This window comes from Polynucleobacter aenigmaticus, from assembly GCF_002206635.1.
GTDB classification, from domain to species: domain Bacteria; phylum Pseudomonadota; class Gammaproteobacteria; order Burkholderiales; family Burkholderiaceae; genus Polynucleobacter; species Polynucleobacter aenigmaticus.
The window spans coordinates 123423-138319 of record NZ_NGUO01000002.1 but is presented as its reverse complement, the minus strand read 5'-3'; the positions used below and the strand labels follow the sequence as shown (position 1 = coordinate 138319).

Genomic DNA, 14897 nt, shown 5'->3' with positions numbered 1-14897 from the left:
AATAGCTTACCACCTGATAAACTCACTTATCTATGTTGTTAACTAATAAAAATCGTTTAATTGAAATGCTCGGCGTTGCACTGCAAGGTTTGGCTCAGGAGCGTGGTTTAGGCGAGGCTCCCCAGCCCCGTTTGGAGCGCCCTAAGGCGGTCGATCATGGGGATGTCGCATGTAATATCGCTCTCCAGCTCTCCAAGGCCTGGAAACTTAATCCTCGAGAATTGGCGCAAGCCTTGGTTGAGCGCCTAGAGCAGCAACCCGGTTATAGCGATCTGATTGCTTCTTGCGAAATCGCAGGCCCCGGATTTATTAACTTTCGCCTCAGCAATTCCGCTAAAACCGCTGTGGTTCAAGAGGTGCTGACAGCGGGATCTCAATTTGGCCAATTAGCCCCAGAGAATGCTCTGGTACCCAGCGCCATGATTGAGTTTGTCTCAGCCAATCCCACTGGCCCTTTGCATGTGGGTCATGGCCGCCAAGCTGCTTTGGGTGATGCGCTAGCAAACCTCTTGGCAACTCAAGGCATTAAAGTGCATCGCGAGTTTTATTACAACGATGCTGGCGTACAGATTGCCAATTTGGCGCTTTCCGTTCAGGCGCGCTTAAATGGCTTGAAGCCAGGCGATGCTGCTTGGCCAGAGAATGCCTATAACGGCGAGTACATTGCTGAGATTGCAAGCGCTTATAAAGTGGCTCCTGGATATCGAGATGATTTATCAGATGCAGAAAGAATGGAGGCGATCCGTCTATTTGCGGTCGCTTACTTGCGTAACGAACAAGATATTGATTTAAAAATCTTTGGCGTGAAGTTCGATTGCTATTACTTAGAGTCTTCTTTGTATATTGATGGCAGTGTTGCAAAAATTGTTGAGGAGTTGCAGAGCATTGGCAAGACCTATGAATCTGAGGGTGCGCTTTGGCTTAAGACCACTGATGATGGCGATGATAAAGATCGCGTCATGCGTAAGTCTGATGGCAGCTTTACTTATTTTGTGCCCGATGTCGCGTATCACACCAGCAAGTGGAATCGTGGCTTTGCAAAGGTGATTAACGTTCAAGGCAGTGATCACCACGGTACGATTGCCCGTGTGCGCTCTGGATTGCAGGGCGTAGCGCAGAAGCGTGGCTGGGATATTCCTAAAACCTACCCTGATTATGTGTTGCACAAGATGGTCACAGTGATGCGCCATGGTGAAGAAGTTAAAATTTCTAAGCGTGCAGGATCTTATGTGACTGTGCGTGATTTAGTGGAGTGGTCTGGCGGCGTTACGCCAGAGATGACTGCCGATGAACGTGAGTTCGCATTACAGCGTGGGCGAGATGCCGTACGCTTTTTCTTAATCTCACGTAAGGCCGATACTGAGTTTGTCTTTGATATTGATTTAGCGCTGCAACAAAACGATGAGAACCCCGTGTTCTACGTGCAGTATGCTCATGCGCGTATTTGCTCTATCTTGACTCAATGGGGCGGTCAGGTGTCTGACCTCAAGGCAGCAGATCTTTCTTTGCTGCAAAGTAAGGCTTCCGACCATCTATTGCGTCGCTTAGCTGAGTACCCAGAAATGCTTACTGATGCAGCTGCGGATTTAGCGCCCCATGCCTTAGCTTTTTATTTGCGTGATTTGGCAGGAGATTTCCACACCTTCTATAGCGCGGACCGTGTCTTGGTGGATGATGCCGCCTTGAAGTTGGCTCGATTAGCCCTGCTTTCGGCGACTCGCCAAGTGCTTGAAAATGGTTTAAAACTATTGGGAGTTTCAGCACCAGCTAAGATGTAAGCTGTGAGTGTTTGGTGGTGCTAAAGAAGTAAAAAAGAAGGTTGGAGACGCGATGAAAAAAACGAATCAACAGGCTGGCTATATTCCAAAAGTGGATACTTCAAACTCGGAGTACGGTGGTACCATCCTAGGCTTTATTTTGGGCTTAGGAGTTGGCTTGGGTGTGGCATTTGTGATTGCGTTTTACCTTTCAAAGAACACCCCACAGGAGAGGCCAGGAGTAAGGGCCCCTAATCTTCCGCTAACGATTAAATCTGCTCCTGCACCCGCAGAGGGTGGGGTGGCAAATCCGGCAGAGCCTCTAGATTTGAATAAACCCTTACAAGGTAAATCTTCTGCACCCGCTGCCAATACATCGGATCCGATTGGTGACGTAGCTGCTGGTAAGAAACCAGCAGAAGTGGCCCCAGCTGCTGTAGCCAAATCCGATGCAATCTATTTCTTACAAGTAGGCGCTTTTAATAAGCGCGCTGATGCTGATGCACAAAAGGCGAGTTTGGCCATTCAAGGTATTCAGTCGCAATTGAGTGAGATCAGTAGCGAGGGCAATACACTTTGGCGCGTTCGTGTTGGTCCATATAACAGTGTTGAAGAAAGCAATCCCGTGCGAGATAGGCTTAATAGCATGGGCATTAAACCTAGCGTTATTAAATCTAGCAAATCATGATTACATTATCTAAGTCGAAGCGAACCCTTCTATCTGTTGCCGCCCTAAGTCTGGCAATTTCTTTTTCTGGCCTTTCAAATGCGCAAAGTCCTAAGATCGAGGAAGGATTTGATTACCGTATTCTGCCAGTTGCTCAGCCAGTGGAATCTAAAGGCAAGGTTGAGGTTATCGAATTCTTTTGGTACGGTTGCCCACATTGCTATGACTTTGAGCCAGAGTTAAGTGCATGGATAAAACGCCAGCCTAAGGATGTGACATTCCGTAGAGTGCCTGTTGCGTTCCGCGATGACTTTATGCCACATAGCCAGTTGTTCTATGCCCTAGAGGCGATGGGTAAAGGCGAGGCAATGAATGAAAAAGTGATGTACGCCATGCACAAAGAGAATAAGCGCCTCATGACCGAGAATGAGATTGCTGACTGGGTTGCATCACAAGGCATTGATCGCAATACTTTCTTGGCGACTTATCGTTCGTTTGCGGTGGTAGCTAAGGCGCGTGCAGCAAGACAAATGGCTGACGCGTACCGCATTGATGGAGTGCCAACCATTGTGATGCAGGGCCGTTATGTAACTTCACCATCGATTGCTGGCACTAAAGCGAAAGCGATCTCCGTGATGGATTACTTAGAGCAAAAAATCCGTAAGGATAAATTCAAATAATTTTTTAGAGTTGAACGAAGCGACGTACGATCCAAAAGTAAAGTGGGTAGGGCAGGATTCTGAGGAACTTTAAGAATCCTGAAAACCGCTTAGGGAAGTGAATGTCAAATTTCCCAGCCTGAATGCCTTTTAAAATTTCCTGTGCAGCTTCATCTGCAGTGATGAGTGCCGGCATCTCAAAATCATTTTTTGCAGTAGCTTCAGTGGCCACAAAGCCTGGGGAGATCATGTGTACGCTGATGCCTTGTGGTAGTAAGTCGTAATAAAGGGTTTCGCAGAAATTAATAATCCCCGCTTTGCTAGGCCCATACGCCAAGGCTTTTGGGAGTCCGCTATAGCCCGCCACACTACCCACAATGGCAATATGACCAGCGTGATTCTTGAGCATTTCAGGCAAGACGGCTGCAACTGCGCGCATGGGGCCAAGTAAATTAGCATCAATTGTTTTTTGCGCAATATCGAAATCAAAGTTGTCAGCGCGTAAGGGGACATACATCCCCGAAACAAACAGTAACAAATCTAATCCACCCCAGCTATCAAGAATGGATTGATAGGCAGATTCCAGATCCCCTTGGCGGGTAACGTCTAGAGGAAGAACCAAAGTTTGTTCTTTGCCTCCAAGTTGTGCGAGGGTATTTAGACGCTCGGCACGACGACTAGAGAGAGCTACTTTTCCACCCAGCTTTAATAAAGCGGTAGCACAAGCTTCGCCGATCCCGCTAGAGGCGCCAATGACCCAGATGCGCTTATTTAGAAAATTCTCGAGCCCTTGTTGTTTCATGGTGTCAGTGCGTCGCCAGAAAGGTGATTAGATTGGTGTTTTAAGGTGTATTGCACGACATCAATATTCTTTTCAGAAAAGCCAGCCGCGCAATACATCAGGTAGAAATTCCAGAGACGTATAAAAGCTTCATCAAATCCTAATCGATAGATTTCGTCAATCTTCTGATTAAAACTATCACGCCAGAGACATAAGGTTTTTGCATAGTCGGCACCAAAGGCAAACTCTGACTCCACCACTAGGCCTGCACTAGCTGCAGCAGCCTTAAATTTAGAGGGTGATGGCAACATGCCTCCTGGAAAAACATATTGCTGAATAAAGTCGGTGCTATGGCGATAGCGCTCAAACAGATCCTCTGCAATGACGATCGTTTGAATGCAAGCCCTACCACCTGCTTTGAGGCGTTTAGCAATGGTTTGGAAGTATTCACCCCAGTGGTTTTCACCTACTGCTTCAAACATTTCAATGGAGGCAATGCCATCAAACTGCTCTGTACAGTCGCGGTAGTCTTGAAGGCGAACCTCAAATTTTTTCAAGCCACCTACTTCTACAGAGACCTGTTGAAGTCGAGACTCCGCAAAAGCTTTTTGCTCTGTAGATAAAGTGAGGCCGGTAATTTGATTGTTATTTCGCAGCGCTTCCTCCATGAAGCCACCCCAGCCACAACCTATCTCTAAAAGTTGATCACCAGCTTTAGCGCGGATAGACTTCAAAATGCGCTTGATCTTGTCGCGCTGGGCATCCATCAATGATTGTTGGTCGCCCTCAGAGAACCAGGCACTGGAATAGCTCATGGTGGGATCAAGCCAGAGCGTATAGAAAGCATTGCCCAAATCATAGTGCGCATGAATATTTTTGCGGCTACCCGCTTTTGAGTTATCTCTAAACCAATGCCTGAGGCGATAAGCTAAAGAGCCGAGCCAGCTGCCATAAATTGCTTTTTCTAGGATGGTGCGATTTCGAATGGCAAGTTCCAGAACAGCCTTGAGATCAGGGGTATTCCATTGCCCGCGAATATAGCTTTCAGCGAAGCCAATATCACCATGGGATAGCGCCTGCTTAAAGACGGACCAGTCTAAGATCTGGATTTCTGCATGGAGCAGATCGGTGCGATTGCCAAACTCCCTTACCCCTTTGTTAGGCAGGGTAAGTACAAGATGTCCGCTACGCAATCGAGCCAGCAAGCCCAGAAAGGCGTCTGTGCTCGCGCGGTGTTGCTGCTGCTTAGACTCTCGCTTCTCTGACCGAGAAAATATCAGGCGCGACAACAATGATTGACCGGGGCGATTCATCGAGTGATTTCAATTTCAGGAGGTTTTGGTTTTGAATAAAAAGGTACACCTTTTAGCCATAATTTCAATGCTTGCCAATGAATTCTACCAATGACTCCCAGACTCATCAGGGGGTAACGCAGAAACGCGAGGTAGAGGGCGCTCTTGTCCAAAGGTTCAGCTAAGCCACTAATGCTGGTATTGATCAGTGGGGCGCCATCCTCATGGAGTTCAATGCGACAGACAATATTTCTTTTGGACTTGCTATCTTGGGGAAACAAAAAGCGGAAGTGATAGTCCCCTCGCACATCACAGAAAGGCGATACATGAAATACTTTCTTACTAACGAGGGTCTCCCCAGATTTGAGTACTTCACCAGAATCATGATGGAGAAGGTAGCAGTGCCGCTCACCAAAGGTGTTATTGACTTCGGCGAGTACAGCTTGTACTTGCCCATCGGCTCTAGCGCAGATCCAAAAGCTCACTGGATTAAAGACATAGCCCAAGACCCGCGGGAAGGTTTGTAGCCAAATCTCACCATCGACAGAGTGAATGTGGTTTTCTTGAAGCACTTGCTCAATCCAGGCAAGACTATCTCTATTACCTACCCCATGATCTTGATCGAAGAATGCAAAAAGTCCGAAGTGATTGTCCCGTAACCCATGTTTGCTTAGCAATGTGTTGTCTGCTTTGCGCGCACGCATTGGAATGGATAAGGTAAATACACCATAACCAAATGTATTTTGGGCGGGGCGAAAACGCCGATGTTTTACCGCCCCAAAATTAATCGTTGGCAAATTCATTTATTGAATATTTTGGGGGGAGTTTGATTGGATGCGATAGGAGATACTTTCTATCAGATCCTTCGCCACCAGCTCACCTGAGCGTAGGCCATCTTCATGGAAGCCAAAACCTGTCCATGCACCACAATACCAAATAGAGGAGTTGCCCTGAATCAGAGGCAGCTTTTTTTGCGCCTGTACAGCACGCATATCAAATACGGGGTGTGAGTAATGAATTTCTTCATGCACTAACTTTGGATTGGGGTCTGTGAGCGGATTTAAGCTCACAATAATTTGCGTGTTTTGAAGTGCTTTAGGCAAGGGCTGTAAGCGGTTGATTAAATAATTCACGCTCACATGCTGTTGTGCAGTTGGGGTTGCGCCAGATTTTGCCGTGTAGTTCCAAGCCGCCCAGCAGCGCTCGTTAGTAGGCAAGAAATCGGTATCTGTATGCAAAATTGCACGGTTCTTTTGATAGGGAATCGATGCCAGAATATTCCTAGCATCTTGCTTAATGCCGTGCACTAAATCTAAAGTTTGGTCGCTATGGCAAGCCATCACTACTTCGTCAAACCAATGTGAGCCAGAGGCTGTGATGACTTCAACTGGACCTTTTTCTGCTTGGCTCGCATTGACGCGGCTAACAGACTCACGTAAAACCCTGACTTGATGTTTCTCTAGGGCTTTTACTAGAAGCTTCACATACTCTCGTGACCCACCCTGAACGGTAAGCCACTGAGGGCGATTCTGAATTTGCAAAAGGCCATGGTTGTGGCAGAAGCGCACCATAGTCTGAATGGGGAACTCCAGCATCTGCTCAACCGAGCATGACCAGATTGCACCAATCATCGGCAAGAAATAATTTTCTCTAAAGCTGGTGCTAAAGCGATTGCGATCCAGAAAGTCTTTGATGCACTCATCTGGCTCAGAATATTCGAGCTTCGCAGTAATTTGCTCCTCGGCTAGTTGGGTGGCAAGACGATTAAAGCGCAAGATGTCATAGGCCATTCTCCAAAAAGAGGGTGAAATCAAGTTTGATCTTTGACCAAAAAAAGAATTGAGATCGTTACCAGCCCATTCAATTTTTTTTGAGCGCCCCGTTTTTTCACTAGCATCAATCGATACCGAAAACGACATTTCTGATGGCGCAATCGGAACTTGGATCTCCTCAAATAGACGTACTAAGCGAGGGTAGGTCTTGCGATTGAATACTAGAAACCCAGTATCCACCCCATGAGTAAGGGTACCTTGAGGTGTATTCAATGAGATGTCCACGGTATTGCTGTGACCACCGATATGATTGCCACCTTCGAATATCGTGATGTCTAAATCGGGGCGCTGTCTTAATGCATAGGCGCATCCCAGTCCAGATATCCCAGCGCCAATAATGGCAACTTTTTTCTTACTCACTAATTTTTTTCTCCAAGAAGTTTTTCTATCTCGCTCGTAAGGCTGCTGCTAGTGGGTTTAGTCATGCTGCCAAATGCATCGATTACATTACCGTTACGATCAATCAGATATTTATAGAAATTCCATTTAGGCGTCGTGCCAGTTTTGGCAATGAGCATCTTAAATAAGGGGTTTGGATTGCTTCCGCTGACTGAGCTCTTGGCGAACATGGGAAACTTCACGTCATAGGTATTTTTGCAGAATTCAGCAATTTCTTTATTGCTACCGGGCTCTTGCTGACCAAAATCATTGGATGGAAATCCCAGTACAACCAAGCCGCGATCTTTATATTTGGCATATAACTTCTCTAGGCTCTCATATTGGCTAGTAAATCCACAAAAACTCGCAGTATTCACGACCAAGATCACCTTACCCTGGTATTGGCAGAGATTTTGTGGGGCCTCATCCTGCAGCCTTGGGAAGGTATGGGACAAGAGGGCGCTGCAGTTGGGACTCATGGGAGGAGCTGCCTCTACGAATTGCATTGCTGAAGCTAGTAAAAGAAGTGCCAATAGGTGCCTTGTCATATTGCGGATCATCTAAAGCCTTTTACTTGAGCGGGGATGTCTAAGTCTAAGACATTCTGGCAAATATCGTTGGACCTGTCTCAATGCCATTAATATGACGTTATGACCTCTTTATCTTTACCCTCGTTTGAGTCAAAAGTATGCTATCCAGAAGAGTTGGATGCTCGTATTGCCGCGCTCCCAAGACCGCTTGTATTTACCAATGGCGTCTTCGATATTTTGCATCGCGGGCATGCCAGCTATTTAGCTCAAGCTCGGGAGTTGGGGGCCAGTCTCGTGGTTGGGGTGAACTCCGATGCCTCAGTCAGGATGCTCGGAAAAGGAGATGACCGCCCTATTAATTCAGAGGCAGACCGCCAAGCCTTATTGGCTGCCCTTGCAAGCGTGGATCTGGCAGTGTTGTTTACTGAGCAGACTCCGGTGAATTTGATCGCCAAAATTCGTCCGGATATTTATGTCAAGGGTGGAGATTATGATATCGATACTTTGGAAGAAACGCGTCTGGTGAAGACTTGGGGTGGTAAAGCAATCGCTATCCCATTTTTATATGAGCGCTCTACAACGACTCTTTTGGGCAAGATCCGTACTAGCTAAATAGTCAGTACTTCCAATCAAGGTGGATTTGGGCCTTTAGAGGTTTTGTAGAAGCCAGGCCCAAAGGCCACGCAAGACCAATCCTTCAATAGGCTCAATCGGAAGCGCTGCTAATTCTGGGAATTGTTTGATTTCAGTTGCCAAAATTTTGGCGTTTCCACCATCAAGCCAAATGCGTTCAACGGGATGATGGATTTCCTTTGCTAAGTAAACCGCTCGCAATATTGCTCCCATTTGCGCTGCATCACAACCACCTGTAATCGCTTCATTAGTATTCGTACCAAATTTTGCTTGGGCTGCTAGGGTGCTGGAGCGAATTGCCAATGGAAGTTGAGCGGTATTGCTTTGGAGACTTTCTTGCATCAAGCTAAGTCCTGGCAAGATCCAGCCGCCGTAATGAACGCCATTGCCACCTAGTAAATCAATGGTGGTCGCAGTGCCTGTATTCACCACTAGTGTGTTTGTATTGGATAGTGCTCTTGCTCCAATTAGGGCTGCCCAACGATCTGCACCTAACTTGCCTGGTTCTTCATAGAGTGTGCGGACTCCCTCATAAGGACTGCTGCCGGTGAACTGCTTCCAATCGAGATTCTGCCATTGCGGAAAAAGACTGCGCAGATTGTCAATAGTAGCGCTGGCCGCCACACAGCAAAAGCCGATGGCATCAGGCTTTGGCATGGTTTTAGAAATATAATCCGATAACTCTGCACGAAGTTCGGGAGACTGGAAAGATTGATTGCTAATGGATCCAGAGTAGGCCCACAATTTTTTGTTGCGATCGGCAATGTTTTGCGTGGATTCAACAGCGGCCCATTTGAGACGCGTATTGCCAATATCAAATACTAAATAGAGACTCATGATTGAACTCGTAAAGAAACATCACCCGCATGTATGGCAATAGTTTTGTCATGTTGATTTAGGAGTAGTGCACCAGTGCCATCTACTCCGTCTGCGATGCCGAATACAGATTCTTTGCCGGCACCAGAAATACAAACAGCTTGCCCATCATAGGCATCCCACTGTTTCCAGTGATTTTGAAAGTGGCTAAAGCCATGTTGATTGAATTCAGATAAATACCGTTCAAATGACTCAATTAGTTTTAGCCAAATAAACTCAGTATCGGGAACTGGCGCCTGATGTGGCATCAGTTGATCCAAGGCGGTGGCGCCGAAGGATGAATTAGCTTCTAAATTTTGTTGAATAGCATCTGCATTACGTAAGTTCAGGCCAAGGCCAATCACCATCCAGGTAGGTGAGCTTAAATTGGTTTGCCCGCCTTCAATAAGAATGCCGCCAAGCTTGGCATTATTTATTAGCAAATCATTGGGCCACTTCAGTCGCAAACCTTGTTGATGGAGCGCTGCTTCGCTGATGCCTAATGCCGCAGCAATTCCGGCAATGACCGCCAAGCCAATCACTAGGCTGAGGCCACTCAGTTCGTTTGGGCGCTTCTGGAAAGGATAGGCCAGAGAGAAGCACAGGGTATCTTCAGGGTTGGATAGCCAGACTCTCCCAGCCCTGCCTTTGCCGGCAGTCTGCTCATGCGCGATCCGAGCTACGGGGTCAATTAACTCCCCAGCCCGCCAACGGACCAATAAATCGTCATTAGTAGATTTGGTAGTAGCGACGCGTTCTAGGATGCAATTCGGACTCATTTTCCTATTGTAGAAAGATCTGACCTGGCTGACCTAGAATGGGGGAATGCATCACGAAGATCAGCGCCCTCGTAAGTTCGTTTGGCCTCTCCAGGCCATGCCTTTGGCTAGAGCCATTAGCTTAAGTTATGCGCTTTTGATCATCTATGTCAGCCTAAACCCCTTTGATTTCAACTTCCAGAATGGTATTGCTGCTTGGGCATGGTTAGATGCCCCTTTGCCACGCTTTATTACGCTCTTTGATGTCTCGGTGAATATCTTGGCTTATATCCCCTTGGGATTTTTACTGGTCTTTGCCTGCTACCCGCGCTGGCACAATTTTGTTGCCCTGGGCATCGCTTTGGGCTTCAGTGCCATATTGGCTTTCAGCGTGGAATCATTGCAAACGTGGTTACCCACTCGGATACCAAGCCAGATGGATTGGTGGGCAAATGTTCTAGGGGGCTTGTTGGGCGGTTTATTGGCTATTCCTTTGGGCCCACAATGGCTCTCTGGCAGCGCTATTCGACGTCGGTTTGATCAGTGGTTTGGTTTGAATTGGGCTGCCTGCGCCTTATTTCTGCTCTTCCCTTGGGCCCAGATTTACCCTCAAAGCTCTTGGTTGGGGACTGGAGTATGGGGACATGCCATTTTTGCCTCGGTCGACTGGGGGACGATGGTGGTGAACCATGTCGTCCAGGAGTCCATCATTACTGCGATATGTTGGCTTGGCACGGGACTTTTGTTGTCTCTGGGGATGCGAGTTAAAGCGCCTCAGTGGAAAATCTTGAATAGCCTACTTTGCTTTACTGTTTTAGTGAAGATTGCCTTTACGACGCTGCAATTCGGGGCAGAATTTAGTTTGCTCTGGCTTACGGCTGGGGCAATTTGGGGGATGGTATTTGGAATTTTGTTGTTGAGGTGGGCTCTGAAATTTTCTGGAACCACCAAGGCTTGGCTTGCGCTTACTTGTTTGGTCAGCACCACTATTGCGATTAATTTTTTGCCGGACAATCCTTACTTTATTCTCACCTTGCGACATTGGCATCAAGGGCGACTATTACACTTTAACGAATTAATGCAGTGGGTTTCAGTGGTATGGTTGCCATTAGCTTTGTTTTGGGTGATTCGGAATAAGACGACCTTTAATTTAAAACCTTGATTGAGACTGTGTATGAGTTTTAAACACCATGTATTTTTCTGCCTTAACCAGCGCAACAATGGCGAAGACTGTTGTGATCGACACAATGCATTTGCATTATTTGAGTATGCAAAAAATCGTGTGAAAGAGCTGGGTCTGTCTGGCCCAGGAAAGATTCGCGTTAATAAGGCTGGATGCTTGGATCGTTGTGCTGATGGCCCGGTGGCGGTGATTTACCCAGAGGGTGTTTGGTACACCTTTGTTGATGTTGAGGATGTTGAGGAAGTTATTCAATCGCACTTAATACAAGGACGTCCAGTGGAGCGTCTGCAGTTAGCTTAAAAAAGATTTTAGAAAGTTATTTTATGAATAGCCGTACAAAAATAATTCATATTGAGGGTGTCGTAGGTCAGATTGAAATGTCTATCGACCTTCCTGATGAATTAAAAAATAATCCAGACTTCTTAGTAAGAGGTTTGGCTTTGGTGGCACATCCGCATCCTCTGATGGGTGGAACGATGGACAACAAGGTGGCACAAACGATGGCACGTGCCTTTAATCAATTAGGTTACGTTAGCGTGCGCCCGAATTTTCGTGGAGTGGGCGCTACTGCAGGTGTGCATGATGATGGCGTTGGTGAGATGGAGGATTTGCTGCATGTCACTGATTGGATGCGGACCCCATCAAGCTGGAATCAATTCGAGGCAACATCACATCAAGCATGGATTCAGACTGCAAATACCTTGCCTTTGGTAGTTTCTGGGTTTTCATTTGGAAGTTTCGTTGGCAGCCATTTAGTGCAACGGTTGGCGGAATTAGGTCGTCCAGCTGAGAGATTAGTCATGGTCGGTAGCGCAGCAGGCAAGTGGACATTGGCACCCGTGCCTGCAGATACGATTTTGATCCATGGTGAAGTAGATGAAACCATTCCGCTGCTTGATGTGTTGGATTGGGCGCGCCCACAAGAGCTCACGGTGCAAGTAGTGCCAGGAGCTGATCATTTTTTCCATCGGCGCTTACATTGCATTCGGAACATCATCACTGGTGCTTGGTTGGGTATGCCTGATCATCGCAACAATTAAGAGGAAAGAAATCATGACTGAAGAGCAGAAATCCCTGATTGAGTACCCATCTGAGTTTCCGATTAAGGTGATGGGTAAAGCCAATCCAGAATATCTCCCTGCGATTTTGCATATTGCCCGTCAATTCGATCCGACATTTGATGAGAGTAAGGTTGAGCAGCGACCTTCTAAAGATGGCAATTATCTTGGCATTACTTTGCCCATTACGGCAACGAGCCGTGAGCAGTTAGATGAGTTGTATCGAACCTTATCTACGCATCCCTTGGTCAGCGTCGTTCTTTAAGTTGCTTACATGTCCTTTTTAGTAAAGCATCTAGGGATTGCTGATTACGATTTGACCTATCAAGCGATGCGAGATTTCACGCAACAGCGGGATAGTAGTACCTCGGATGAAATTTGGATCCTAGAGCATCCTCCAGTGTTTACTTTGGGTCTTGCGGGAGATGCAAGCAACTTACATTCCCCTAGCAGTCAAATTCCATTGGTGCAGGTGGATCGTGGGGGTGAGATCACTTATCATGGCCCCGGACAAATTGTGGTTTATCTTTTATTAGATCTCAGGCGTTTGGGGATTTTTGTAAAAGAGCTGGTTTCTCGAATTGAGCAGGCCTTGATTGACACCCTGGCAGATTTTGGTATTCAAGCAGAAAGACATCCTGGTGCGCCTGGTATTTATGTCGCTCAGGATGGCGGTATTGCTGCGGAGTATCGGGGTGCCAAGATTGCGGCCTTGGGCCTGAAGGTCTCCAAAGGATGCTCTTATCATGGCTTAGCCTTAAATGTGGCAACAGATTTGGAGGCTTTTGCCCGTATCCACCCTTGTGGCTATGAGGGCTTAAAGACAGTCGATATGCAAACTCTGGGGATCAAGGACAATATGGACATTATTAGCCAAACCCTCTTGGAGCATTTGCAAAGGCAACTGATTTCATCATGACCACCAATAAGCTGGATCTCGATTCCACTGCCAATAGTAATAGTCGGCAGGATCTTAACTACGACGCTTCACGCAAGCAGAAGTCGAGCGAGAAGACTGCGCGTATTCCAATCAAGATCGTGCCCTTGGAGCAAGTACTCAAGAAGCCCGAATGGATTCGGGTTCGAGCTGCATCTGGCAACTCCCGTTTTTCTGAGATCAAAAAGATTCTCCGAGAAAACGAACTGGTGACTGTGTGTGAAGAAGCGAGTTGCCCCAACATTGGTGAATGTTTTGGCAAAGGTACGGCCACCTTCATGATCATGGGTGATAAATGTACGCGTCGTTGCCCATTTTGTGACGTTGGGCATGGTAGACCAGACCCATTGGATGCAAAAGAGCCCGGCAATTTAGCGCGTACGATCGCTGCTCTGAAATTAAATTATGTAGTGATTACCAGCGTAGATCGTGATGATTTACGTGATGGTGGCGCCATGCATTTTGTGGATTGTATTTCTCAATCGAGAGGCCAATCTCCTAATACGCGTATTGAAGTATTAGTTCCTGATTTTCGGGGTCGCTTAGATAAAGCTTTAGATATTTTTTCTGAGCATGCACCACAAGGCTTGCCTGATGTCATGAATCACAACTTAGAAACCGTGCCGCGTTTGTATAAACAGGCGCGACCTGGTGCGGACTATGCGCATTCCCTCAAGCTTTTAAAGGACTTTAAAGAGCGCTTCCCAAATATTCCAACGAAGAGTGGTTTGATGGTTGGCTTGGGTGAAACTGATGAAGAGATTTTGGAGGTCATGCGAGATATGCGAGAGCACAATATCGATATGCTCACCATTGGCCAGTATTTGGCACCGTCAGGCCACCACCTGCCAGTGCAGCGCTATGTACATCCGGATGTGTTTAAGCACTTCGAGGAAGAGGCTTATGCCATGGGCTTCTCGCATGCTGCCGTAGGGGCCATGGTGCGCTCTAGCTACCATGCAGATGAACAAGCGCATGGGGCGGGCGTTGTCTAAACAGCCCCTCCACAGGCTTGGGGTATTTTTAGCCTTTGCATTTCTGCTAGCCGCTTGTAGTCCCAAGTTAGATTGGCGCACAGTGCAGTCTTCTCAGGAAGGCTATAGCGCATTATTTCCAGGCAAGCCTGAAAAGATTGAGCGACGCTTGCCATATCAAAACCAAGAGATACCCCAAACTTTAGAGGCAGTAAAAATAGAGGATGATATTTATTCAGTCAGCACTATTCATCTGAGTAAAGATCAAATCGCGCTCGCGCCAAAATTATTAGAGCAATTACAAAACAATCTGCTGGGTAGAGCGGGCGTTAATACTGAAACTGCTATCAGCGAAAATACCTTTTATCAAACGGCCAATCGTCAGCGCCCGCCTGCTAAGGATTATTTTCTGGAATTTAAATCTACTGGTGCGGTAGAGCAATCAATGCGGGTGCGTTGGATCACAAGAGTCACTCCAAATAATGGCGCATGGATTTATCAGTTATCTGTATTGCATACCGCCCCAGCGCGGGTAGATGCAAGGAAGTTTTTTTCTGAAGAGGCGTACTCAAACTTCTTTGATGAATTTCATCCTGAGTAATT

The 14897-nt window shown here is 46.9% G+C and carries 18 protein-coding genes; 11 read left to right on the top strand and 7 right to left on the bottom strand.

What is annotated here, in order from left to right:
• Window positions 1-32: 32 nt before the first annotated feature.
• Genes argS through CBI30_RS01300 form a run of 3 tightly spaced genes read left to right on the top strand, consistent with a single transcriptional unit; the run spans window position 33 to window position 3104 of the window.
• Window positions 33-1778 carry an arginine--tRNA ligase gene (gene argS / locus CBI30_RS01310; RefSeq protein WP_088526537.1) on the top strand — a complete coding sequence of 582 codons (1746 nt, stop codon included), beginning with the start codon at window positions 33-35 and terminating at the stop codon, window positions 1776-1778.
• Between the two features lie 52 nt (window positions 1779-1830).
• Window positions 1831-2445, top strand: coding sequence for an SPOR domain-containing protein (locus CBI30_RS01305; RefSeq protein ID WP_088526763.1), 615 nt, complete (start codon window positions 1831-1833; stop codon window positions 2443-2445).
• The gene (locus CBI30_RS01300) at window positions 2442-3104 is read left to right on the top strand and encodes a thiol:disulfide interchange protein DsbA/DsbL (protein ID WP_088526536.1); all 663 of its coding nucleotides are present in this window, start codon (window positions 2442-2444) and stop codon (window positions 3102-3104) included. Before CBI30_RS01305 ends, CBI30_RS01300 begins: the two co-directional genes overlap by 4 nt.
• A gap of 4 nt (window positions 3105-3108) precedes the next feature.
• Here the strand turns inward: CBI30_RS01300 and CBI30_RS01295 are convergent, their stop codons facing one another.
• From CBI30_RS01295 to CBI30_RS01275, 5 genes are read right to left on the bottom strand one after another with little or no spacing between them, the layout of a single operon-like run.
• The gene (locus tag CBI30_RS01295) at window positions 3109-3885 is read right to left on the bottom strand and encodes an SDR family NAD(P)-dependent oxidoreductase (protein WP_088526535.1); all 777 of its coding nucleotides are present in this window, start codon (window positions 3883-3885) and stop codon (window positions 3109-3111) included.
• Window positions 3882-5177 (bottom strand): SAM-dependent methyltransferase, encoded by a 1296-nt coding sequence (locus CBI30_RS01290; protein ID WP_088526534.1) that lies wholly within the window; start codon window positions 5175-5177, stop codon window positions 3882-3884. Before CBI30_RS01290 ends, CBI30_RS01295 begins: the two co-directional genes overlap by 4 nt.
• Entirely contained in the window at window positions 5174-5959 is a 786-nt protein-coding gene (locus CBI30_RS01285) for a DUF1365 domain-containing protein (RefSeq protein ID WP_088526533.1), read from the bottom strand. The genes CBI30_RS01290 and CBI30_RS01285 overlap by 4 nt, the downstream gene beginning before the upstream one ends.
• Window positions 5960-7348 (bottom strand): NAD(P)/FAD-dependent oxidoreductase, encoded by a 1389-nt coding sequence (locus CBI30_RS01280; RefSeq protein ID WP_088526532.1) that lies wholly within the window; start codon window positions 7346-7348, stop codon window positions 5960-5962.
• Window positions 7348-7926 (bottom strand): glutathione peroxidase, encoded by a 579-nt coding sequence (locus tag CBI30_RS01275; RefSeq protein ID WP_088526531.1) that lies wholly within the window; start codon window positions 7924-7926, stop codon window positions 7348-7350. Before CBI30_RS01275 ends, CBI30_RS01280 begins: the two co-directional genes overlap by 1 nt.
• Window positions 7927-8016: 90 nt before the next feature.
• Between CBI30_RS01275 and rfaE2 the strand changes: the two genes are divergently transcribed.
• Window positions 8017-8508, top strand: coding sequence for a D-glycero-beta-D-manno-heptose 1-phosphate adenylyltransferase (gene rfaE2 / locus CBI30_RS01270; RefSeq protein ID WP_088526530.1), 492 nt, complete (start codon window positions 8017-8019; stop codon window positions 8506-8508).
• Window positions 8509-8544: 36 nt separating this feature from the next.
• Here the strand turns inward: rfaE2 and CBI30_RS01265 are convergent, their stop codons facing one another.
• Entirely contained in the window at window positions 8545-9366 is an 822-nt protein-coding gene (locus CBI30_RS01265; protein ID WP_088526529.1) for a type III pantothenate kinase, read from the bottom strand.
• Window positions 9363-10163, bottom strand: a complete 801-nt coding sequence (locus tag CBI30_RS01260; protein ID WP_088526528.1) for a biotin--[acetyl-CoA-carboxylase] ligase — start codon at window positions 10161-10163, stop codon at window positions 9363-9365. The genes CBI30_RS01265 and CBI30_RS01260 overlap by 4 nt, the downstream gene beginning before the upstream one ends.
• A 46-nt stretch (window positions 10164-10209) precedes the next feature.
• Here CBI30_RS01260 and CBI30_RS01255 point away from each other — a divergent pair, with 46 nt between their 5' ends.
• From CBI30_RS01255 to CBI30_RS01225, 7 genes are read left to right on the top strand one after another with little or no spacing between them, the layout of a single operon-like run.
• The gene (locus CBI30_RS01255) at window positions 10210-11304 is read left to right on the top strand and encodes a VanZ family protein (RefSeq protein ID WP_088526527.1); all 1095 of its coding nucleotides are present in this window, start codon (window positions 10210-10212) and stop codon (window positions 11302-11304) included.
• 12 nt (window positions 11305-11316) lie between these two features.
• The gene (locus CBI30_RS01250; RefSeq protein ID WP_088526526.1) at window positions 11317-11625 is read left to right on the top strand and encodes a (2Fe-2S) ferredoxin domain-containing protein; all 309 of its coding nucleotides are present in this window, start codon (window positions 11317-11319) and stop codon (window positions 11623-11625) included.
• Window positions 11626-11648: 23 nt separating this feature from the next.
• Complete coding sequence (locus CBI30_RS01245; protein ID WP_088526525.1) at window positions 11649-12365, top strand: alpha/beta hydrolase; 717 nt, start codon at window positions 11649-11651, stop codon at window positions 12363-12365.
• Window positions 12366-12378: 13 nt separating this feature from the next.
• Window positions 12379-12648 carry a YbeD family protein gene (locus tag CBI30_RS01240; protein WP_088526524.1) on the top strand — a complete coding sequence of 90 codons (270 nt, stop codon included), beginning with the start codon at window positions 12379-12381 and terminating at the stop codon, window positions 12646-12648.
• A 9-nt stretch (window positions 12649-12657) separates the two neighbouring features.
• On the top strand, window positions 12658-13302 hold the full coding sequence (gene lipB / locus CBI30_RS01235; RefSeq protein ID WP_088526523.1) for a lipoyl(octanoyl) transferase LipB: 645 nt from the start codon (window positions 12658-12660) through the stop codon (window positions 13300-13302).
• Complete coding sequence (gene lipA, locus CBI30_RS01230) at window positions 13299-14315, top strand: lipoyl synthase (RefSeq protein WP_088526522.1); 1017 nt, start codon at window positions 13299-13301, stop codon at window positions 14313-14315. Before lipB ends, lipA begins: the two co-directional genes overlap by 4 nt.
• Window positions 14308-14895 carry a hypothetical protein gene (locus CBI30_RS01225; RefSeq protein ID WP_240553459.1) on the top strand — a complete coding sequence of 196 codons (588 nt, stop codon included), beginning with the start codon at window positions 14308-14310 and terminating at the stop codon, window positions 14893-14895. Before lipA ends, CBI30_RS01225 begins: the two co-directional genes overlap by 8 nt.
• Window positions 14896-14897: the final 2 nt, after the last annotated feature.